This is a genomic window from Sphingobacterium wenxiniae (genome assembly GCF_900116225.1).
Classification (GTDB): domain Bacteria; phylum Bacteroidota; class Bacteroidia; order Sphingobacteriales; family Sphingobacteriaceae; genus Sphingobacterium; species Sphingobacterium wenxiniae.
On sequence record NZ_FOZZ01000003.1, the window covers coordinates 123,285 to 145,700 of the forward strand.

16 protein-coding genes are annotated in these 22,416 nt (G+C 39.9%); 7 read left to right on the top strand and 9 right to left on the bottom strand.

All coding sequences use genetic code 11. The features are described from left to right. Positions 1-199: 199 nt before the first annotated feature. The 3 genes from BM375_RS05410 to BM375_RS05420 all read left to right on the top strand — a co-directional run bounded on the left by BM375_RS05410 (position 200) and on the right by BM375_RS05420 (position 8,061). Positions 200-3,586: a UvrD-helicase domain-containing protein gene (locus BM375_RS05410; protein WP_170852594.1), complete on the top strand. Its 3,387-nt coding sequence runs from the start codon at positions 200-202 to the stop codon at positions 3,584-3,586. 158 nt (positions 3,587-3,744) lie between these two features. Further along, on the top strand, positions 3,745-5,106 hold the full coding sequence (locus BM375_RS05415; protein WP_093364256.1) for an ATP-binding protein: 1,362 nt from the start codon (positions 3,745-3,747) through the stop codon (positions 5,104-5,106). A gap of 81 nt (positions 5,107-5,187) precedes the next feature. Further along, positions 5,188-8,061 carry a PD-(D/E)XK nuclease family protein gene (locus tag BM375_RS05420; protein ID WP_093364257.1) on the top strand — a complete coding sequence of 958 codons (2,874 nt, stop codon included), beginning with the start codon at positions 5,188-5,190 and terminating at the stop codon, positions 8,059-8,061. 62 nt (positions 8,062-8,123) lie between these two features. On the opposite strand, the gene BM375_RS05425 is transcribed toward BM375_RS05420, so the two are convergent. From BM375_RS05425 to BM375_RS05455, 7 genes are all read right to left on the bottom strand, one after another. Further along, positions 8,124-8,990 (bottom strand): cupin-like domain-containing protein, encoded by an 867-nt coding sequence (locus BM375_RS05425; protein ID WP_093364259.1) that lies wholly within the window; start codon positions 8,988-8,990, stop codon positions 8,124-8,126. Positions 8,991-9,141: 151 nt separating this feature from the next. After that, a complete protein-coding gene (gene porN, locus BM375_RS05430) occupies positions 9,142-10,152 on the bottom strand; it encodes a type IX secretion system ring subunit PorN/GldN (RefSeq protein WP_093364260.1) in 1,011 nt (336 codons plus the stop codon). Positions 10,153-10,171: 19 nt separating this feature from the next. Continuing rightward, positions 10,172-11,695 carry a type IX secretion system motor protein PorM/GldM gene (porM, locus tag BM375_RS05435; protein WP_093364262.1) on the bottom strand — a complete coding sequence of 508 codons (1,524 nt, stop codon included), beginning with the start codon at positions 11,693-11,695 and terminating at the stop codon, positions 10,172-10,174. A gap of 42 nt (positions 11,696-11,737) precedes the next feature. Continuing rightward, positions 11,738-12,376 (bottom strand): type IX secretion system motor protein PorL/GldL, encoded by a 639-nt coding sequence (gene porL, locus BM375_RS05440; protein WP_093364263.1) that lies wholly within the window; start codon positions 12,374-12,376, stop codon positions 11,738-11,740. A 43-nt stretch (positions 12,377-12,419) separates the two neighbouring features. After that, on the bottom strand, positions 12,420-13,706 hold the full coding sequence (gene porK / locus BM375_RS05445) for a T9SS ring complex lipoprotein PorK/GldK (protein WP_093364264.1): 1,287 nt from the start codon (positions 13,704-13,706) through the stop codon (positions 12,420-12,422). Between the two features lie 267 nt (positions 13,707-13,973). Next, on the bottom strand, positions 13,974-14,741 hold the full coding sequence (locus BM375_RS05450) for a uroporphyrinogen-III synthase (RefSeq protein ID WP_093364266.1): 768 nt from the start codon (positions 14,739-14,741) through the stop codon (positions 13,974-13,976). Positions 14,742-14,751: 10 nt separating this feature from the next. Beyond that, on the bottom strand, positions 14,752-15,675 hold the full coding sequence (locus tag BM375_RS05455) for a DUF4271 domain-containing protein (RefSeq protein WP_093364267.1): 924 nt from the start codon (positions 15,673-15,675) through the stop codon (positions 14,752-14,754). A gap of 47 nt (positions 15,676-15,722) precedes the next feature. On the opposite strand from BM375_RS05455, the gene BM375_RS05460 reads away from it, so the two are divergent. After that, a complete protein-coding gene (locus BM375_RS05460) occupies positions 15,723-16,307 on the top strand; it encodes a DNA-3-methyladenine glycosylase I (protein WP_093364269.1) in 585 nt (194 codons plus the stop codon). Positions 16,308-16,345: 38 nt separating this feature from the next. On the opposite strand, the gene BM375_RS05465 is transcribed toward BM375_RS05460, so the two are convergent. Together BM375_RS05465 and BM375_RS05470 are read right to left on the bottom strand one after the other, a co-directional pair. Then, positions 16,346-16,879 carry a phosphoribosyltransferase gene (locus BM375_RS05465; RefSeq protein WP_093364270.1) on the bottom strand — a complete coding sequence of 178 codons (534 nt, stop codon included), beginning with the start codon at positions 16,877-16,879 and terminating at the stop codon, positions 16,346-16,348. Next, positions 16,876-18,966 carry a transglycosylase domain-containing protein gene (locus BM375_RS05470; protein ID WP_244525833.1) on the bottom strand — a complete coding sequence of 697 codons (2,091 nt, stop codon included), beginning with the start codon at positions 18,964-18,966 and terminating at the stop codon, positions 16,876-16,878. Before BM375_RS05470 ends, BM375_RS05465 begins: the two co-directional genes overlap by 4 nt. A 396-nt stretch (positions 18,967-19,362) precedes the next feature. Between BM375_RS05470 and BM375_RS05475 the strand changes: the two genes are divergently transcribed. The 3 genes from BM375_RS05475 (at position 19,363) to trpC (ending at position 22,405) form a co-directional block, all read left to right on the top strand. After that, entirely contained in the window at positions 19,363-20,763 is a 1,401-nt protein-coding gene (locus BM375_RS05475) for an anthranilate synthase component I family protein (RefSeq protein WP_093364272.1), read from the top strand. Between the two features lie 167 nt (positions 20,764-20,930). Further along, entirely contained in the window at positions 20,931-21,503 is a 573-nt protein-coding gene (locus tag BM375_RS05480; RefSeq protein WP_093364597.1) for an anthranilate synthase component II, read from the top strand. 113 nt (positions 21,504-21,616) lie between these two features. Next, positions 21,617-22,405, top strand: coding sequence for an indole-3-glycerol phosphate synthase TrpC (trpC, locus tag BM375_RS05485; protein ID WP_093364274.1), 789 nt, complete (start codon positions 21,617-21,619; stop codon positions 22,403-22,405). Positions 22,406-22,416: the final 11 nt, after the last annotated feature.

The window sequence follows — 22,416 nt, forward strand, 5'->3', positions numbered from 1 at the left end:
TTATTATTTTATGTATTCAACATATCCCCCGTGCTTCATGCAAGAAGGGACGCAAAGATAAAAATTAAAAAGGGAAAATGAAAATTAAAAACAAGCTCCTCCAAGAACTTGCCTTTTTATGTATATTCGTGCAAGCAAAACCTACAGGATTAGGGCTTGCAAACCTGTTCAAGCACTACGCTTAATCTCTTGGCATAACATGAAGCAGATAGCTCCCTTAAAAATATTAAAGGCCTCCGCAGGATCGGGCAAAACGTTCAGTTTGACCCTGCATTATATTACCCTTTTGCTCACCAATGAGAACAACTACAGGGAAATATTAGCCGTTACGTTTACCAATAAAGCTACGGCAGAAATGAAAGAACGTATTCTTACCGTATTGAGCGGCTTAGCTTTAGACGATAATAGTTCACGCACAAATGATTTTCGGCAATTGTTACTGAATCAATTTCCTGATTGGAATGCTGCACTAATACAAGAAAAGGCATACCATATCTTCCGAAAAATACTACACGATTACAGTCATTTCACAGTCAGTACCATCGATGGTTTTTCACAGAAGGTTATCCGAGGTTTCACCTACGAGTTGAACCTCGATGCTGCCTATAAGATCGAAATGAATACCAACAAGGTGAAGCAAGACCTTACGGTCATGCTCAACCAGCTATTAGATGAGCGTCCCGACCTGTTGGATTGGATAATCAACTATGCAGAAAAGAAGATTGCCAACAACGAAAACTGGAACTACCGTCGTCAGCTGATGGAGCTTGCCAGTCTTATCTTTACTGAAAATTTCCAAGAATTCGATGCTCACTTGGCATCTGCTGATGCACAGGATATTTTCCTGCTACTAAACCAGGAAGTGGAGGAAAAAACAAATTTATTCCTGCAGTCTCTCAGTGAAGCGATAAAGACTTTCCAACATACGTTCAAAAACCTCGGAATTACCGCTAACGACCTAAAAGGGAAATCCCGGAATGCGCTCATTTCGGCCGACAACAGCGATAGTAATGTCAGCAAGTTATCCCCCTCTGATTTACAGAAGTTGTTTGATAAGTTTCTGAAACTGATAGAATCCGATGATGCTTTTACCGATACCGATAAAAATATCCGCTACGACCTCAAGGCACAACTCATGCCCATCCTCCAACAAATCGAGGATCTGCACCGGTTCTTTCCCACCTATATAGCCTACCAAGCAGTACAAAACAATCTTTACTTCCTACGATTGCTCAAGGAGATGAGCAGTCTGTTAGCGCAATGGCGCAAGGAAAACGGTGCTCAGCTTATTTCTGATTCCCAGATATTGCTTAATAAATTAGGTCTGGACGAGAACAACGACCCGACCTTTATCTGGGAGAAAATTGGCAACCGATACAGCTACTTTCTTTTTGATGAGTTTCAAGATACTTCGCGCATTCAGTGGAAAAACTACAGCCCCTTATTGATAAATGCTTTAGGAAATGCTCAACGCAAGTTTCATGAACATCTTATCGTGGGCGATGTCAAGCAAAGTATCTACCGCTGGCGCAATGGGGATTGGCGCATTCTCTTACAGCAAGTTGAGGAGCAGGTGGCACAAGCATTCCACCTGAGTCCCGACCAACGTCAGTACTTCATCGAGAATGGTTCTTTGGACGTTAATTACCGAAGTCTTCCACGCATCATCACCTTTAACAATCATCTGTTCGCACAGCTTCCACAGAAATTGCAACAGTTGTTGAACGATAAAGTACAGGAGAGTCTCTCTGAGGAAGCATGGCAATGGTGGACAGCCTCCGGTAACCATCAGATGCTGAACCAAGCCTATGCACAAAGCCAACAAGAGATACCTCTACATAAAATCAATGCACCCAAACAGGGAAGTATAGAAATTGAATATCTTCCCGTGGAAGACAACCGCTACCGCCGACAGAAAGTCATGGACGAAGCTTTGGAACGCTTGTGCAATAAAATAGAAATCTGGATATCATCTAAGCGTTACGAACCACGACAAATAGGCATATTGGTACGCAGCAACACACAGGCCAAGGCTGTTATCCAAAAACTATTGGAGCATAAAAATAAAACCGGATTGGCCATAGAATTCATTTCCGGAGACGCGCTTGCCTTGCTGTCCAACGATGCTATTTTACTGCTCATCGAAACACTGAAAGCCCTGGTGTACCATGCTGACAAACACATTTTGCACCGTGCTAAAATCACTTATCTCTATCAACTCATTAGCCAAAAGAAATCTTTCTCTGAGGACAAATGGTTACTTTTCAAGAACAATACGTTACAAGATTTGCAGGAAATCCTTCCCGAAAAGTTGATTAGCGTATGGAATGAGCTACAGAAGGCTCCTTTGGTTCACTTGGTCGAACAACTTATTGAAATCTACGACCTACACCACGAAAAAAACATCCACTTGCCTTACATCTTGGCTTTTAAGGATATTGTTTCTAATTTCTCTCTTCAAGGTGAGCGTGGTATTACACAGTTTCTGGAATTCTGGGAAGAAGATGGCAACAAGGCTGTCCTACCTTCTAATGGTAGGATTAACGCCATTGAAGTCACCACCATTCATAAATCCAAAGGCTTAGCATACGATGTAGTCATGTTGCCGTTCTGTTCCTGGGATTTAGACGGCATGACCAATGGTGACTTCTGGATCAACACCCACGACAGTCCCTTTCAGCAGTTGGGTAGGATTCCTATTAAGTACAATAGTACAGTGGGGAAATCTATTTTCTTCAAACAGTATTTTGAAGAAATGCTCTTCAATTACATGGATGCCCTCAATACTTTTTATGTCGCGACAACACGTGCAGTGGAACATCTATATATACTGGCACCTTCCTTTAAGGAGAAAACAGATGCCAAAACAGGAATTGCCTCACTGGAAATCAAAAACGATTACATCAGCGATGTACTTTATCAAGTACTAAGTTCCGACGATGCCCCTTTCCGACTCCAACAAGGAACGATGTGCATAGAAGACGAATCTACAACCGTTGCTCCGTCTGTAGAAGCAACCTCGCAAAAAGCTGAAGCAGAACAGGGACGTATACATTTCCAAAACACGGCATTGACACACTACCCTATTTCACACGAGCTTCAAAAAGCTTTGGATAAATCGACCAAGCGCACAATAAACAGCATTCTGATGCTGGAAAAGGCAGCGCAGTATGGTATATTGGCGCATGAAATCATTTCAATGGTTACAAAGGAACATGAAATCGATCACTTTGTTCACCAGTTTATCGAAGAAGGTATTCTTGCAAAATCCGATCAGCCTTTCCTGATGCAGGAGATCCACCAGATATGGAATCATCCCGTTATCAATAGCTGGCTGACGGGACCGTATAAAATCTGGAACGAGTCCAGTATAATTCTACAGGATGGGGAAACTATCCGTCCGGATAAGGTATTTACCAATGAAAAAGAAACCATTGTATTGGATTTCAAATTCACTAAAGGCGATTATACAGATCATCAATATCAAATTGACCGCTATAAAAAAGCATTGGTAAATTTAGGACACCCCGATGTAAAAGGCTATTTGTATTATGCCAAAATAGATGAGTTGGTGGAAGTGGAATAGATCGAAGGTTGAACCTTGATTGACAGTAAGTAGTTTTGAGAAAAGGCAGGAATTACGTTATTAGGGACAACTGCCCTTGTTTTATTACATAATAAAACAAAAATCACCCTTGTTTTGTTACTCGATTTCAATAAATTTGGGTTTGTTTTGTGATAAATATGAATTTTAAACGATATGTTTTTGATGAGTTGGTGCAATGGAAAGCAACTCCCAATGCCAAGCCATTGATATTAAGAGGAGCTCGACAAGTAGGAAAAACAACCTTGGTTCGTAGTTTCGGAAAAAGTTATACCCATTTTATCGAGCTTAATTTAGAAAAAAACGAAGATGCCAACCTCGTAGAACGGAGTAATAGTGTGCAGGAATTGGTCAATTTTCTGGCATTAAAAAATGAAATTTCTCCAAAAGAATTTCCGGAAACACTCCTTTTTATTGATGAAATTCAAGAGTCTGAAAAAGCTATTTCTTTTCTGCGGTATTTTTATGAGGATTTGCCGAAATTGAATGTCATTGCCGCGGGGTCTTTGTTGGAACATGCTTTAAAGAAAACCAAAAATTATCCGGTAGGCCGGATTAATTATCTGTATCTGTTTCCTTTAAATTTTCAGGAATATCTTGAAGCACAAGGAAAAAAGAATTTATTGGAAAGATTTCGGAATATTCCCATTGACGAAATTGCCCACGAACTTTTGATGAAAGAGTTCCAGACCTATTGTATTATCGGAGGAATGCCTGAAATTGTCGCCAACTATGTTGCCAATCAAGATTTATTAGTACTTCCACAGACTTATGAAAGTATTTGGAACACCTACAAAGACGATGTAATAAAATATGCCGATAGTAAATCGGAAGAAAATGTGATGAAACACATCGTCAATACCGCTGCATCGTTTGTTGACCAACGGATTAAATTTCAAAATTTTGGACATTCCAATTATAAGTCGAGGGAAGTGAGCGAGGCATTCCATAATTTAGATGCCGCAAAGGTCATTCAGGTAATTTATCCTTGCACCAATGTAGAGCCGCCTATTCTTCCAGATTATAAAAAATCTCCCCGATTACAATTTTTGGATACAGGGATTTTAAATTTTGATTTGAATATTCAAGCCGATTTGTTGCTGATGAAAGACCTTAGCGAAGCGTACAAAGGAGCGATTATACCCCACATTATCAATCAGGAAGTTTTGTCTTTGAATACTACGGATTACAAAAAGACCAACTTTTGGGTTCGGGATAAAACGCAATCATCGGCAGAGGTGGATTTGGTCATTGCTCACGGAAAATTTCTGATTCCAGTTGAAATCAAATCAGGGAAAACGGGAAGTTTGAAATCCTTGCATCAATTTGTGAATCAAGCTCCTCATCAATTTGCAGTCAGAATGTATGGAGGAAAATTCAACATTGAAGAAACCGTTACTCCCGAAGGAAAACCTTACTTGTTAATGAATTTACCTTACTATTTAGGGACGTATTTAAAACAATATATCAATTACTTTATAACTAGATATAATGTCGAATGATTGAATCCAAATCAAAAGGGAAAAGAAAAGAAGTCTTCATTACAATTGAAGACAATGATTTGAGAGAACTATTCTAAAATAATGAACAAACCATTCTTACACGCCGTAGCAGAAGATATTAAACAACGATTCGGTAATAATCTTTCCGATATCGCTATCATATTCAACAATAAGCGGCCGATTACCTATCTCAAGAAACATCTTGCCGATGTGTACGGGCAGGCCATCTGGTCTCCTCAGTTCTTTACAATCCAAGAGTTTCTGAAACGTTCTACCAAGGCTGCTGAAGCTTCCAGTTTAAGTCAGTTTTTCCACCTCTATCAACTGCACAACGAGCTGCTACAAGCAGAGGGAGCCGAACCAGAAACCTTAGAGGAGTTCTATCCAATCGCTGAAATCATACTCAGTGACTTTAGCGAACTGGATTATGAACTTGTGCATGTAGACCACGTTTATATGGAGCTGTACGATACGACAAAAATCGACCTGACTTTCCAACATTTTACGGCAGAACAGCAACATTTTATACGGCAGTTCTGGCAATCTTTCAGCATTGCTGGACATACGGGGTTACAACAACGCTTTCTTAAATTATGGAAACGACTACCCATACTGTACAGGAGCTTCAAGGAAAAACTAAAGAATGAAAACCAGTTCAATTACCCGACCTTATACCGTCAACTAGTCGAAGGACAAGCTGACCTACCCAATTTCGCCCAACCGTATAAGAAATTGTTATTTGTTGGGTTCAACGCCTTGAATAAAGCCGAAGTCAGCCTTTTCAAACAATGGCAGGATGATGAAAAAGCACTCTTTTATTTCGATGTCGACCAGTATTATCTAAATGACAAGCAACAGGAAGCCGGGTTGTTCATCCGCAGAAACCTACAACGCTATGAACTGCATAATGCATTGGGAGAAGCTCCAGATATTATAGGCAAGCGTACATCTGAGATTCAGGTTTATGCCGCTTCAGGCAATATCAGTCAAACCAAGCTTTTGCACGATATCCTCAGCGATACCCCAAACACTGGACAATCTGCTGCCGTACTTCTTGCTGATGAAAGCTTATTAGTCCCCTTGCTGCAGAGTCTACCCGATGTGCACCCCAATATCACTACAGGATACCCTTTAGTACAGTCTCCGATATACGGATTATTGGATCTTTGGATGGATGTTCAAGAAGAGATTTCCCATCACAAGAAAGAGAAAATCCCTTTTCAGTATGTCGAAACGTTCATCAGCCATCCATTGGTCAAGCTATCCACAATAGAGAAGAACACTATACTACGGGATATAGCGGATAGGCAGCTGTTTGAAATACCAATTGAGGAATTGATGGTAAAGAGTTCGGTCGTGCCTAACTTCTTTCGCCGCATTACCTCCCCGACTGGTCTACTCCCTGCCCTAAGTTTGCTATTAGATTACCTTTTAGCCAGTTTAAAAGGACAAGATCGGGTGAGCCAGATAGATAGCAATCTCTTGGTAGAAACACAAAAAGTTGTCCAGCAGCTTGCTACTGGACTGGAACGATTAAATCCTACTTCTATCCTCTTTCAGATCGGTTTGGTCCGCAAAGCCATAGCACCCATCAATTCTGCTATTGAGGGTAACCCTTTGGAAGGTCTGCAAATTATGGGACTTCTGGAAAGCCGATGTCTTAACTTTGACCATGTTTATATCTTAGGAGCAAATGAAGGTATCCTTCCTAAAACAGCGGCATCTCCCACTTTTTTGCCGAATAGCCTGCGTAGAGCCTACGATCTTCCTGTGGTGGAAAATCAAGATGCTCTGTCGGCTTATTTGTTCTATAGACATTTACAATACAGCAAGGGGATTCACGTATTCTACAACAATATTGTCAATGAACGCAGTACAGGCGAAGAAAGTCGTTTCTTGAAACAACTGCAATTTGAAAGCAATTTCCAGTTTGTCATTCATAGCCAACAGCAACCTATACATTTTGATGAACCCGCTCCGGAACTCATCATCCATAAAACAGGTAAGGTCGCTGAACAATTGTGGGAGACCTTCATCGTAAACAAGAAGCGAATTTCTGCGACAGCATTAACCACCTACCTGCAATCACCACTACAGTTTTTCTTAAAACACGTAGCCGAAATACCCGAACCTCCTACCCTTTCGCAAGAGTTTGAGATGAATCGTCTAGGAACAGTTATCCACAACGTCATGGAATCTCTTTACACCCCATATAAAGGTAATCAAGACTACATTCCTACTACTGAATTGCACCATAAACTAGATCAGGTGGATCAATTGGTGATCCGTGAAATTGCTACACTATACCAGACTGAATTTCAAGAAGCTTCTGAGATGAGCAGCATGCAACGCATTATGTTAAAAATTGCAAGCGAATATGTGAAGATGTATTTGGAATATGACATGGAACATTATACAGCTTTCCGCATCATTGAACTGGAAAACGATGAAGATTATATACTGGATTTTCCAATTACCTTACAAGGAAAAACAGAAATTGTTCGTTTATACGGTATTATAGACCGGGTCGATGAAGTAATTACAAATGAAGGACAAGTCATCACTCGTATTGTCGATTATAAAACCGGAGGGGATACGGTAGAGTTCAAAGAACTGGACAAGGTTTTTGCCCCCAACACAGAGAACAAGGCCTTAATACAGACACTATTCTATGTGCACATCTTTGAGCAAAAGACAGGAATACAAGACTTAGAACCTCATCTATATGTAGCGCGAAGAATGCGTGAAGAAGGGACATTATTCAAAGGCAAAAAAGAAATATTGGAAAGTGAAATTTTAGCCGAAACCAAAAATCAGTTTGTAAATTTTCTGAGAGAAACATTGGAAGAGATTTTCAACCCCGATATTCCTTTTCGACATAATCCAGAAAGTAAGGTCTACCCATCCGACCCTTACACCTTGTTTTATAGAAATGCTGTACAAGAAGAAGATTAAAAAAAGACTTCCGAAGTTTTAGAAACTTCGGAAGTCTAACAATCCCTTTTCTATACGCACTTTTATTTCCGTCGTCTCATCGCACGGTCTGCTCGTTTTCTAGCAGTATTTATTTTATAATTAAACCATTTGTTTTTAAATATTTTACGCATTGTATCGTCAAAGTGGCGAGTGATAAATAAGTTACGTGCACCCTTGAGTTTTTCTCCAAAAGAATTAGCCAAAGCACGTACAGAAATAGAATAGCCTTCTGTTTCATATTGGATATAATGCCACCAACCCGCAGGCATATAACAAGTATCACCAGGTCCAATCACCGCTTCATATCCGTCCAAGTATTTTAATGCCGGATATTCCTCTACACTGCTTGTTTTAAGATTGGCTATACTATGGAAGTTATAAGGCAACTTATACATCAAATCCGACTGATCGTTAGGGAACAGCCAAATGCGTTTTTTGCCTTGAAATTGCGAGATAAAAACGTGGGACATGTCGATATCAAAGTGATTCCGCGTAGCCGAACCTTCGCCTCCAAAGAACATGAAGGGCAACCCTTGTAGAACCTTCCCCCCTGTTACATCATTATAAATGACATCTTTCTTAAGTTCAGGTCTGATTTTAAGCAAATTGAACAGAAACAGACGCAGTTCAGTAGGTTCCGCGCTTATCTTATCCAGATATTGCCCAAAGCTCATACGCCCTATAGGTGGGCTAGCCGCATGATTCTGCGACTCTTCTTCCCGACCATAGACATCGATTTGCTCATTTCCGGCTATTTCCTTGAAATAGTCATAACTCCACTTTTGCCAACAAGCACTATCCTTACTGATAAAGTCCTTGATGATGACAGGCTGGCTTTTATTTAAGTAATCTCTTACAAAATCCTTTGAAGAGATACCTGATATACTATTTACTGGTTTTAGTTTCACAAGTTTTCCGTTTTAAAAACTACTTACAAACTTAAAAAAAAATATTCCTATTAAATCCATATCTGCCACGCTATATTTAGATAGCAAAAGACATCTACAAGTTTAATAGAAATATCCTATCATTAATATGACAAAAGTCATATTCGTGTAATTAGTAGGACCACAAGTCCTGCTCCCAATCCATCAGCGTTTTCTTGATACGTTCTGACTCATAAAGACGCTCCACATCATTAGCAATATAATCTTTGATACGAAGATCCTCTGGGTTCGATTCTTTTACGATATAGCTGGCGAACATACGTTTGATAAACACATCATCGTAACTAAGCCCTGTGGCATCGTTATTACGATTAACGACCTCTTTATTCACCAGAATATGGCGTGCCTCCGGAAAATAAATCCAAAACGCAGGCGTAGGATCTACCTGTGGAGTAAATGAATTATCCTGTACAGGCAGGGCGACATCACTATTGGTGACTTCCTGTTGCTCTGGCTGCACTGCAAAAGGGTCAAATGGATCATAACCAGCATCTCCACTAGTATTCATTCCTGCAGTACTTTCCATACCAGGAATCTGCGGAGTAATCAAAGGAGCAATACCGATAATACGCGGTTCAAAAACCGAACGCTGCTTATCGAATATCCAATCTTCTTTAATACGGAATTTTACGATATTTTCTCCACTGAATGTACGGGATTCGTATCGAGAAGAAATAACTTCATTGTTTTCGTTGTATTCTTCGACCAGGACGCTATCTCCACCAAAACGAGCCATTACTTGATCTGTTGGTAGGACATTTTTAAAACTATCTCCATTCGGGTCATTTTCCGACGGTGTAGGGTCGTAAGCTGTCAACTCACCATTCATGACCGCATTGATTAGAATATCTATCAAACGTGATTTTGGTGAAGCAAATGCCTTATTCAATTTTTCCCGTAAATCAATTTCTCTCCATACCCGCTTTTGATAAGCGACATCGGTCTGCCGGATATTTGCATACGGAACAACCTTGCGGTTTTCGATATCTGTTTTCACCGTATAACCGTCAACTGGAGGTTCTTCAGCATGAATGGGTTTTGTACTATTGGAAAGGTTCTGTTGCTGTGCTATAGCGGCAACAGAAGTCGTTAAAACCAAAATAGAAAATAAAATCTTTTTCATTTCACCTCAATCTTTATTGTTAATTCGTCACCCGGAACGTAATAGGATCCAAGTTTTGTGCCACTCCATCCGGCCCAACTCCCACAATATCGTAGATCATCACAACAGTACCTGGCGTGATTGCGCTTAAGCCCGTTTTCATCTGTGCCGAAAACGATGCCCCAGAAGCTTGATAAGGACCAATAGGATCTACACGAGGTTTCGCAATGTACATGTTAAAGCGACTGATATTGAACTTTGCATCAAATTCAAAGTTATCCAAAGCCGCTGAAACAACATTCTGTCCTTTCAATTGTGCAGCTGAAATAGTTCCACCCACCTTACCTGCGACACGTGCTGTAGGTTTAGGTATACGTTTCACACGAAACTTAGAACTACCTATATTTTGTGTTTTACCATCAATGTTAGCGGACACTGTAATCGTAGCCTCTCCCGTATTACTAACACGAGCAACATAACGATTACCAGACTTGTTAATGGATACACCGGAACCGCTAACGGACAAGTTTTCACTTGGAATTCCCGGAGCAGATACCGAAATAGGGTTATCCACACCAATATATAACACATTCATCGCATCTGGTGAAACCACCGCAGATGGTTTAGCCACTTGATAAGTCATCGGCTCTGTTTGGTAGGTTTTGACTGTACCGTCCGTTTGTTGCACACGGATAGTCCCTTGCCACGTGTATACACCCGGTGTACCTGTATTGACTTGGTAAACACCTTGCCCATTTGTTACCGGTAAACTGCTACCACCAACCGTAATTTGTGGTGTAGACTTAGAATCATAAGCCGTTAAAAACACTTTGGCCGTGTATGGTTGTCCTTGAATCAGATAAGAAGTTGGCGCAACCGCAACCGCAGCAAACTGGTCTAAGTTAACTACTGCCTGATCCATTTTTCCAAAGATATGCTTCACAACTGCCGACTCTGCATTTTTCGCATCCGCATTTATTTTCTCTAATGCCGTAATCGCAGCAGTAAGTGGAATCCCATCACCAAAGTTAGCCTGTTCCCAAGTTTTCTTGATACCTCCACGAGGAGCAGGATCTTCTGCTTCTAATGTTAAATTGATCTCATTGTTTGTCAATGTCAGAAGTTCAGCCTTTGTTTTGGTAATCACTTCCCGTAACTCTTTTGCTCGCCCTTCATTAATCATCAAACGTGCAGATATATCTGTAGAGCTTCTGTATTTCACATCTCCAGTCTCTTCATCTAATCCTCCGCCTTCACCTTCCAAAAGCGTAGTTAGCTCACCTACTTTTGAGGTAAGTTGCTGTACCAAAGCTTGGGCTTGTTCTGCTTTTTGCAGAATAGGTTGTGCACGCTCTGGGTTCTCTTTCAGCTTTGTTTCTCGGAACGCCAAGAACATATTGTCAATACCGGCTTGGGTATTTTGAGTTGAGGTATTTAAACTATTCCCCAAATTCTTGAAAGCATCCAGAATAGAATCACTTACATTCAATGCTACCAAGCCTAGTAGCACTAAATAAAGGATGCCTATCATCCGCTGTCTTGGTGTCTCTTTTTTTCCTGCCATAATGTAATTTTCTCAAATACTACCTTAAAAGATTAAAATACATTAAGAGCGATTCGTGTTCATTGCCGACAACATATTGCCATAAATGGCATTTAACGACGATAAATTTTTATTGAAAGTACTTACTTGCTCCTTGAACTGTTGCATATCCGCGGCAGATTCATTAAATGTCTGCAAATCGGAAGCTGCACGCTCAAACGCATTACTCAATTGCGCTGCGCCTGTAGACGCTGCATTCAATTTATCGGCAAACTGGTTGGTTGCAACAGCGGTATCCGCAACTTTGGAAATAGAAGCAACTTTATCGCTGAACGTACGTAATCCATCGCCAAGATTACCTATTAAATTTTCATCAATCTTTGCATCCTGCAAAAGCTTGTCAAGTGCAGCGGTGTTTCCTGTCGCTACGGGTTGTGCTACAGCACGAACTGAACGAGTTGGTAGTTCACCGTTATAATCTTCATCCAACTCCGGATAAACTCTTGTCCAATCTGGCTCTTGTTCCGCCTGCATAAAGCCCATAATAAAGAAAAGCAGGGCTTCAACAGCCAAACCTACACCAATCATCCATTCACCACCTTTGAGGTGTAAAATTTTGAACATCAAACCGATAATAACAACCGTTGCTCCCCAGTTGATGAGTGTATTAATCCCAAATTTGAATTTTGTTTTCTTTGCCATCGCTGTGCTTTGTTATTTTTTATTGTTGTTTACTTTGATATTACTACATGGAAACCCCTGCGTAACGCGTTACGGAACGGAAACCGATATAAGATTTTGACGTATCCTGATACTCGTATTGACGAGCCCCGTTCTGAAGGAAATAGCCGACATCCTTCCATGATCCTCCTCTTACTACTTTACGCTTCAACGTCTCGTGATCGGATGACTTCGCGTTGTAGGTGTAAGTTGGATTCATGTCGTGCACAAACGAGTTCGCCGACTCATTGAAGCTGGATTGTGTCCACTCTGCCACATTCCCAGCCATATTGTAAAGCCCAAAATCATTTGGCCAATAAGAATATACGGGTGCTGTGTAGGCTGCTCCATCATCAATGTAATTTCCACGACCGGGTTTAAAATTTGCCATTAGACAACCTTTCGCATTACGAGCGGACGGACCTCCCCAAGGGTATTGCATTCCCACTTTCCCCCCACGAGCGGCATACTCCCATTCAGCTTCCGAAGGCAATTGATAAGGCATACGCTCTATCTTACCTGTGCTGTTAGCCACATTGTTATAAAGTCTTGTTCTCCAGGTATTGAAAGCCTGTGCCTGACGCCAAGTTACACCTACTACGGGATAATCATCAAACGAAGGGTGAGAGAAATATCCTTCTACCATAGGTTCATTTTGTGCATAACTGAAGTCATTGAGCCATACCGTCGTATCTGGGTAGATTAACATAGTATCGCGCATAATGAAATCTGAACGGGATTTTGTAGGATCATTTTTAGCAGCAGTAGCGGATCGCAAATCGTACCATTCGTAATGGTATCTTAACAGACGAACGTCCAATTCATTCTTACCAAAAATACGATCTTCACCTTGATAGAACATACTGGAAAGGCGTTCCTTAGCATTTTCATCCTTCGATTTCCATGGCGAACTGCTGTTTACTTTTTTCCAGTCGATATAACGTTCTCCATTTCCAGCATCTACAAAGTAATTGTCATCTCCTAAGAAATTATAGATTAGAATGGAATCACGCACCCAATGCACGAACTGACGATATTCACTATTGGATATTTCGGTATCATCCATGTAAAAAGGTGCGATAGTTACTTGTCTGTTCTGTGCAATCTGCGCATAGGTAATATCTTCATCCGACTGGCCCATAATAAAAGTTCCTCCCGGAATAAGGACCATACCATGTGGTGCTTTGTTCGCTTTCAGTTTATTCAACCTGACGCCAACCAATTCTCCTGAATTGCTTGGTCCCTTACAGGATGATAGTGCTATTAGACATAAAGAAAATAACCCTAAAAAGTAGTAAAACTTACATTTCATATATGCGTGTATGTCTTTCAATAATCCCAAACCCCATTATAAGGCATAAATATAAACAAAGAATTGTGTAACACAACTCTACTTACCTAAATTAAAAGTGCATAAAATTAACTGCATTCCCTCATATATTGAGAAAAACTCATTTGAAAAAGCCTAAAAAAGTCGAACATTCGCTACATTTTAACAACATTTAACATTTTAAAAACAGCTGTCCATAAAAAAAGGCAACTTATCGTGTTGCCTTTTTTATAGAAATATCTGAACGGACTATTTATTCACCTGTTTGATATATTGCTCTACAGCCATGGTCATACTTGGTGCTTCTGGCGTCGGTGCGGGAATATCCAACGTCAAACCATGCTTTAACAATTCTTGTTGAGTAGTTGTTCCAAATGCTGCAACGCGGGTATTGTTTTGCTTAAAGTCGGGAAAATTCTCATACAATGATTGTACACTCGAAGGACTAAAGAATACTATGATGTCGTAGAAAACATCTTCTAAATCTTTAATATCACTTATAACCGTACGGAAAAGCACAGCTGGTGTAAAATCATAACCATTATCCTGTAACCATTTCTGAGTTTCTTCATTTGCTACATCCGAACATGGGAACAAGAACTTCTCTTTACTGTGTTTTTTTAACACTTCCTCTAAGTCTTTAGCCGTCTGCTTTCCAAAGAAAATCTTGCGCTTACGGTATTGGATATATTTTTGAAGATACAGCGCAATCGCCTCCGAAATACAGAAATATTTCATATCTGCCGATACCTCATAACGCATTTCTTCACAAACCCGAAAAAAATGGTCTACAGCATTCTTACTGGTAAAAATAACCGCCGAATAATCAGCAAAATTAATCTTTTCTTTACGCACATCTTTGGCTGAAACGCCTTCCACATGGATAAAGCCTCTAAAATCTAATTTAAGGTTATATTTCTCCGCCAATGTGAAGTATGGTGATTTGTCGTTCTCAGGTTTGGGTAAGGTAACTAAAATACTTTTTACCTTCTTTGCTCTGGCTACATCTACTTGCATATTCAACTTTTTATTTACTCAAAGTTTTTATCAAAATCAAAATCGGCGCGACTTCGAGTGCACAAAGATACAGAATTAAATAAACAAGTGAAAATCGCACAGTCCCAAAAAGTCGCAGAGCGGTACGGAAAAACCTGTAAGCAAACAAGATAGTTACAATGACACTAAATAAAATTAATATAATATTAAAATAGGCGGTGGGTACAAAAACAATCATCAGTAAAAACGGCATTAAAAATAACATACTGTTAAAGTACACTAAATACAAAACCGTAATATATTCGCGCACAAGACGTTCAATCTCAAACACAAAAGATAGAAATCGAATGAAAACTATTTTTAAAATAAATAATGCCGCTACAATAATTGAAGTCCGTAGGTAGTTTTCTAAATTCAACACATCGTAGCGAACGAAAGCAGACTCTATGAGCACAATGAATAAGCCTAAAGCCAAACTAAAAATCAAATAGAGAAAAATATAAGGCCAAGAAGTCAACATATTGTCTTCTTTACTCACCTGTTGCAAGGTGCGCTCTTGATAATAAGCCTGCACAATCATGGTAAAATCACCAGGAAAGATCAGTTTGATAATAGCGATGGATAAAAACAAGAGAAAGACACTAAAGAGTACCCATTGCGGGCGTTCTGATTTTACCCTCCCTTCATTAGCTTCCTTCCCTTTCATCTTTCCCTTCTCGAGCATAGTTTGGAGAAATGCAGGTGTACTGACACTTTCAGCTTCCAATTCATTCAACAAAAGCTGTAACATCTGATGAGGCCTATCCTCAGGAGGTAATACATAATTAAAGGTATCTACCGATACGGCAGTGGCACTATCAACAGAAACGGTCTGCAAAACCTCCTCCTGTCCATGGCTAAATCCAACTCCAAAAAAGAGTAAGAAGCCTATAATAATCTGCCTGACGAATACCATTAATTCTAAAAAATCCTTACTTTGCCGTAAAGTTAGAATAATTTAGCATGGTAAAAAAAGAAAAGGTAACGCCGCCCGAAATTGAACGCTGTCCGTGGTGCGGCAACGATGAGTTATACACCCGTTACCACGATGAAGAATGGGGAAAAGTCGTAACAGATGAAAAAGTTCTGTTTGAGTTTTTGGTATTGGAATCTGCTCAAGCTGGATTAAGCTGGATCACCATTTTAAGAAGACGGGAAGGATATCGAAAGGCATTCGCTGATTTTGACTATAAACAAGTAGCTGCATTTACTCCTGAAAAGATAGAAGAATTAGTACAAAATCCAGACATTATCCGCCATCGCGGAAAGATTGAAGCCACGATAAGCAATGCCCAAATCTTTATGCGGATTCAAGAAGAGTTCGGCTCGTTTTGTAATTACCTATATAGTTTTATACCGAACAGCCAGCCCATAGTAAACAACTTGAAGAGCCTTTCGGATGCAGTCACCCATACCAAGGAATCCGATGCTATTGCTAAAGATTTGAAAAAAAGAGGTATGAAATTCTTTGGCACGACCATCTGCTATGCGTATATGCAAGCTGTAGGCATGGTCAATGATCATTTAGACAGCTGTAGTTTTAAATAATTATTTTTGCCACGAGATTAGGTCCGTGGCGAAAATAATTATTTATGTTTATAAATATCCGCCAGATTACGACACTGTCCCTTATAGTCCAATCCGTAACCCACGACAAATTCCTTATCAATCTCAAAGCCCACGTACATAATGTTATCAAACTCATATTGCAGGCAGTCCGGTTTCAAAAGAAGGGCACATACAGCTATACTCGCCACATTTAACTCTTCCAAGGCAGCTATAGTATGTTTCAAGGAATTACCAGAGTCTACAATATCTTCCACAATCACTACATCACGTCCTGTAAGGTCTATCCCTACGCCAAACAGCTGATTAATCTGTGACTGTTCCGTACCCTGATAGGAAGCTAACTTCACAAAAGAAAGCTCACAAGGGATATGAATTTCCTTCATTAGGTCAGCCATAAACATAAAACAGCCGTTCAGCACACCCACAAAGACAGGATTCTTTCCCTCATATTTCATACTGATATCTATCCCAATTAGTCTAATACGCTTCTGAATCTGCTCATAATCTATGAAACGTTCAAACGTTAATCCATCTATTTCTATCTGTCTCATTCTTTCTCGTTATCTTCTTTCTCTGGCTGTTTTCCAAATAATTTTTCCAACAGGTTCCTTCGCGTGCGCTCTTCCATTTCCAGTTCCTTCATGATTGCTTCCTGATTCGAATCTATCTCACTGAAAGTGGTATCTACAACGCCTTTAGGCCGTGGTGGACGTAAATTGGGCTGCAACACAACTTGGTAAAAACCATAATTTGCAGGTACTTCTTCGTCTTGAAGCTGCCCTCGTTTGTTCATAATATAACCGTACGTGTTAAAATGACGCTGTGCCCAAGGCTTGAGATGCCCAGTATAATCAAATGAGGATAGTCCGGTTTTTGGCCGAGGGACAATACTGGACAGATAAAGGCTTTCGCCAATATTTAAAGTGGACGGTGTTTTACCAAAATAATAAGATGCAGCCTCATGAATACCGTACACATTCCGTCCCCATTCGATGACATTGAGATATACCTCAAGCAGTCGATCCTTGGGAACTTGCTTGGAAGCTTCCATAAGCCATACCAGTAATATCTCTTCAAACTTCCGCATCATGGTTTTATTTCTGTTCAAATACAGATTTTTAACCAACTGCATCGAAATAGTGCTGGCCCCTCGTTTAAATGCCTTTTCTTTGATATTTGTAGCTATCGAGAGCTTAAACGCCTCTTCTTCAAAACCATTATGCTCATAAAAATAAGGATCCTCCGTATTGAGCAAAGTCTTTTTCATGATAGAAGAGATCTGGTTCAACGGAGTAAATTTTGGATTCTGCGAGCCTAGAATTATCTGGCGCATCAATAAAGTATCCTCATAAGCTTCATAAGTAAATGTGGTATTTAATGCTGCTATATCAGCTTTCCCCCATTTTTTCACCTTCAATTCTTTATCATCTATTTTTGAAGAAAAGGAAAGCTTATCGGGATTATCAAAATTCACCTCAAAATCGAGGTCATAAGCAATCCTTCCTTCCACTTCAATACCTTCCACCGTTTCAAACAACCCTTTTGGAATAGCATCAAAGAGCTTCTGTGCTTCAAATTGCCCTGTATGTATTGACAAGCTTAATACCTTATCAGGTTTCGGAATAAATTTCACATGGGGTTGGAAAATAAAATCCCTAACCTGCACTTTACTTTTCGGGTCTATCTCGAATCCTATACTACCAATATTAACCTGTCCTTCTCCCGTTGCTTCTGGCAACACGATTTCATCTTCTGATAAACGTCGATGCTTTACCCGCAGGTTCTTGAATGCCCATCCCCCTGCCATGGTTAAAGAATCTTTATGCTCACGCTTCACCTTCTTCAGTTCAAACATCACCTTATCAAAACTTACCCCTAAGCCGAATTTACGACGAAGCAGAGGCAATTCTGTATTCTCTTTTTCAGAGGACAGCTCTACTCGAAGCTCCTGCTTGTCCGGATTCACCCGTCCCTCCAAATTCCACTGGGCATCATTATCATTTAAGAACAGCGCTATTTCAAAATCTCCACCATCAATTACAGCTTGGGGCAAACGAATTCGTTGCTGAACACTATCATCTCGATAGGACATCTCAAAGTTCTCCAGCTCCATATCCCGCGGTATCTTAAAAAACACCTGCTTAACCAGTCCATCAATCAATGCCGCGTAATTCTGTGTCTTATCTTCTTTCTCTTGCTTAATAGTATCCTGTTCTTTTTTACGGAACAGGAAATCATAATTACTTATACTATCCTGTTTCACCAGTGATACTTTAGCATTCTTTAATCCTAAGTTCCCGATTTTAACATCACCGAACAACAAGGCCCATAATCTTACAGAAACTGACATTTTTTCTATATCCGCCAACTTCTCCCGTTCTTTCGGCAATACTTCGATGTGGTCAAATGTAACCGTCGTTAAACCTGTGAAGCGATAATTTTTCACCTTGAAATCAATGCCGTATCGTTCCGGTAGAATACGCTCTACCTTAGCCATAGCATCTGCCAACATACGCCCGCGAACAGATAAGCCTATAACCAGCCCTATCAATAGTAAAGCTAAAAACACCCCCCCAACAATTAAGGTTATCATTTTTTGTTTAGGGCTTAGTGCAGGCAATTTCTGTAGTATATCCATACTTTTCTATTTCGATTTAAAAATAGGACATTTTTACCAATAAAGACTTCCGAAGTTGAAGAAACTTCGGAGGTAGCACAACCCTCCTATTCCTTTCCTCCTAAGAAAAAACAATATTTTTTGCTTTTTTATCAAAAAAAGTTTGACAAACAAAAAAATATTATAAATTTGTAGCGTTAACATGACAGCAAGAAATTTACATACAAATTGGTGGTGGCCTGAAGCATATTGCGTCGGGGACTGATTTGGCATGTAATGAAGATATTTCATAATCAACCAAAACCACAGTGAAAAGCAGCCCGACGGATATTCGTCGGGCTTTTTCCTTTTTTGAAAAGACAACAAACATAAAGCAGAGAGTGATTAACCGTTTAACAATTAAACGACAAAAGAAAAATGATTAAATTAAATACCACGCACAAACAGATATTGGCCGATACAACAACACCGGTCAGCATTTATCTTCGGTTACGTGATTCTTTCCCCAACAGTCTATTATTAGAAAGCTCGGAGTACCACAGCCGCGACAACAACATTAGCTATATCTGCTGCGAGCCAATTGCAGGTATATCTCTAACAAATAACCAACTGAGCATACAGCTTCCCAACGAAGCGACAATCTACAAAAATAGTGAAGATATCAATCTGCGAGAAGAAGTCTCTGCCTTCAGACGACTATTCCAACAAGAACAGCAAGAACAGTTTGCCGTAGCATCTTCCGGGTTGTTCGGCTACTTTACTTTTGATAGTATTGAACATTTTGAAGACATCAAATTAATCACACCGCCCTCCCCTAACAGGGATATTCCCCACATGCAATACCATGTGTACCGTTATGTGATTGCTATTGACCATTTCCGCAACCAGCTACATATCTTTGAAAATCTTTTGGATGGGCAAGAGTCAAAAATTGAACAACTGCAATACCTTATTCAGAACAAAAATTTCCCCGAATATCATTTTGAAACTACAGGAGAAGAATCATCCAATATGACCGATGAGGCTTTTAAGGAGTTAGTGAGCAAAATGAAAGAGCACATTCAGCGAGGTGATGTTTTCCAGATTGTACCTTCAAGAGCTTTCGCGACACCTTTTCTAGGCGATGAGTTCAATGTATATCGCGCGCTACGCTCCATCAACCCTTCACCATATCTGTTCTATTTCGACTATGGCAGTTTCAGACTTTTCGGTTCTTCTCCAGAAGCCCAATTGACCATAAAGAAAGGCGAAGCAACAATTTATCCCATTGCCGGAACATTCAAAAGAACAGGTGATATGGATCTTGATGAAAAGATTGCTGAAGAATTGAAAAATGATCCCAAGGAATCTGCCGAACACGTCATGTTAGTAGATTTAGCTCGCAATGACTTAAGTCGCCATTGCACAAATGTACAGGTGAAATCCTACAAAGAGGCTCAGTATTATTCTCATATCATCCATTTAGTTTCCAAAGTATCAGGAAAGCTCAAGGAAGACACCAACCCATTTGATGTTGTAGGTGACACCTATCCGGCTGGTACACTTTCAGGAGCTCCTAAACACATGGCTTTAACACTGATTGACCGTTACGAAGGATTACAACGTTCGTTTTATTCCGGAGCAATTGGTTTTATGGGGTTTAATGGGGATTTTAACCATGCTATTATGATACGCTCCTTCCTCAGCAAGAATAATATACTTCATTATCAGGCAGGTGCAGGAATCGTTCTGGAATCCGATCCTGAAAAAGAATTACAGGAAGTCAATAACAAAATCGCCGCTTTACGCAAGGCATTAGAATTAGCAGAATCGATATGATACGTCCATTAGATTATTGTACAGAGTTACATCACTTTGAGCAGTCAATTGAAACAATAGAACAGCGCATCAGCGAATTGACAGCGATGAAAAACCTATATCTTAAGAAGGCCAAAGATTTTGAAGAAATCGACAGTTTATTAAAAAATGAAAAGCTTACAGAACAAATGAATAACAGCAAAATATTGGTCATCGACAATTACGATTCGTTCACTTACAACCTCGTCCACCTTTTACAGGAATTGGGGCAAAAGTATGAAGTTGTTCGTAATGATAAGTTCGAGCTGTCGTATGTCGATCAGTTTGACAAGATACTTCTATCTCCCGGTCCCGGTATCCCAGAAGAAGCGGGGTTATTACTGGATGTTATTCGCACTTATGCACCAACCAAAAGCATTTTGGGAATCTGTCTCGGCCAGCAGGCTATTGCCGAAGTGTTCGGTGGAAAACTGTTCAACATGCCAAAACCGTTACATGGAGTCTCTTCAAGCATTTTCGTGAAAGATGTTACAGAGAAGTTGTTTAAAAACTTTCCAGCCGACTCCAAAATAGGACGATACCATTCGTGGGCAGTAGAAAAAGAAAGCCTTCCTGTATCACTGAAAATCACTGCTGAAGACGAAAATGGCGTTATCATGGCTTTATCGCATACGGAATACGATGTCCGTGGAGTACAATTCCACCCCGAATCTGTCTTAACAGACAACGGCAAATTGTTAATAGCGAATTGGTTAAAATAGTATAGAGTAGGGAGTATTGAGTATATAGAAGTAAAGTGTAACACTACTCTTATCTCAATACGCATATCTCAATACGCATATCTCAATACGCATATCTCAATACTGTAAAAAACATGACGATCTTAGATAAAATAGTACAAAAGAAAAAGCAGGAAGTAGCAGAAGCAAAATCCAAAGTATCATTAACAGAACTACAGCAATATCCATTGTTCGGCAGAGCCTGCTATTCGCTGAAAGATTCTATATTTCATCCGACACGCACCGGAATCATAGCGGAATTCAAACGAGCCTCCCCCTCCAAAGGTCTAATCAATGGTACTTCCTCTGTACAGGATGTGGTAAAAGGATATCAGAATGCAGGAGCCTCGGCAATATCGGTATTAACTGATCCCGATTTTTTCAAAGGGAGCTTAGCTGATTTGACCGCAGCAAGAGAAGTTTTAGATATTCCACTGTTACGTAAAGAGTTTATTGTAGACATTTATCAGATAGCTGAGGCAAAAGCTTACGGAGCCGATATCATTTTACTAATTGCGGCATGCCTCCCGCACCAAGAAGTAAAAGAGTTCTCTGAATATGCAAAATCCTTAGGGTTAAATGTACTACTAGAAGTGCATAACGAGGAAGAGCTACAGGCTAATATTTTTGACAGCATTGATGCTATTGGAGTGAATAACCGCAACTTGAAGGATTTTTCGGTCTCCTTAGAGCATTCTTATGATCTAGTCAACAAGATACCTAAGCGCTTTATCAAAGTTTCGGAGAGTGGCATTTCAAACCCTGAAACGATCAAGGATTTAAAAGAACGCGGTTTCAATAGCTTCTTAATCGGAGAAAATTTTATGAAAACTGACAACCCTGCTCAAGCTATTAAGGAGTTTGTGACAGAATTAAAAGTCTAATGATTGTAACG

Bases quoted from the DNA above. Each gene is read 5' to 3' on its own strand.
- BM375_RS05410 (WP_170852594.1), top strand. From the start codon at position 200: ATGAAGCAGATAGCTCCCTTAAAAATATTAAAGGCCTCCGCAGGATCG.
- BM375_RS05460 (WP_093364269.1), top strand. From the start codon at position 15,723: ATGGTAAAAAAAGAAAAGGTAACGCCGCCCGAAATTGAACGCTGTCCG.
- BM375_RS05450 (WP_093364266.1), bottom strand. From the start codon at position 14,741: ATGCAAGTAGATGTAGCCAGAGCAAAGAAGGTAAAAAGTATTTTAGTT.
- BM375_RS05470 (WP_244525833.1), bottom strand. From the start codon at position 18,966: ATGGATATACTACAGAAATTGCCTGCACTAAGCCCTAAACAAAAAATG.
- porN (WP_093364260.1), bottom strand. From the start codon at position 10,152: ATGAAAAAGATTTTATTTTCTATTTTGGTTTTAACGACTTCTGTTGCC.
- BM375_RS05455 (WP_093364267.1), bottom strand. From the start codon at position 15,675: ATGGTATTCGTCAGGCAGATTATTATAGGCTTCTTACTCTTTTTTGGA.
- porM (WP_093364262.1), bottom strand. From the start codon at position 11,695: ATGGCAGGAAAAAAAGAGACACCAAGACAGCGGATGATAGGCATCCTT.
- BM375_RS05420 (WP_093364257.1), top strand. From the start codon at position 5,188: ATGAACAAACCATTCTTACACGCCGTAGCAGAAGATATTAAACAACGA.
- BM375_RS05465 (WP_093364270.1), bottom strand. From the start codon at position 16,879: ATGAGACAGATAGAAATAGATGGATTAACGTTTGAACGTTTCATAGAT.
- BM375_RS05415 (WP_093364256.1), top strand. From the start codon at position 3,745: ATGAATTTTAAACGATATGTTTTTGATGAGTTGGTGCAATGGAAAGCA.
- BM375_RS05480 (WP_093364597.1), top strand. From the start codon at position 20,931: ATGAATAACAGCAAAATATTGGTCATCGACAATTACGATTCGTTCACT.
- BM375_RS05475 (WP_093364272.1), top strand. From the start codon at position 19,363: ATGATTAAATTAAATACCACGCACAAACAGATATTGGCCGATACAACA.
- trpC (WP_093364274.1), top strand. From the start codon at position 21,617: ATGACGATCTTAGATAAAATAGTACAAAAGAAAAAGCAGGAAGTAGCA.
- porK (WP_093364264.1), bottom strand. From the start codon at position 13,706: ATGAAATGTAAGTTTTACTACTTTTTAGGGTTATTTTCTTTATGTCTA.
- porL (WP_093364263.1), bottom strand. From the start codon at position 12,376: ATGGCAAAGAAAACAAAATTCAAATTTGGGATTAATACACTCATCAAC.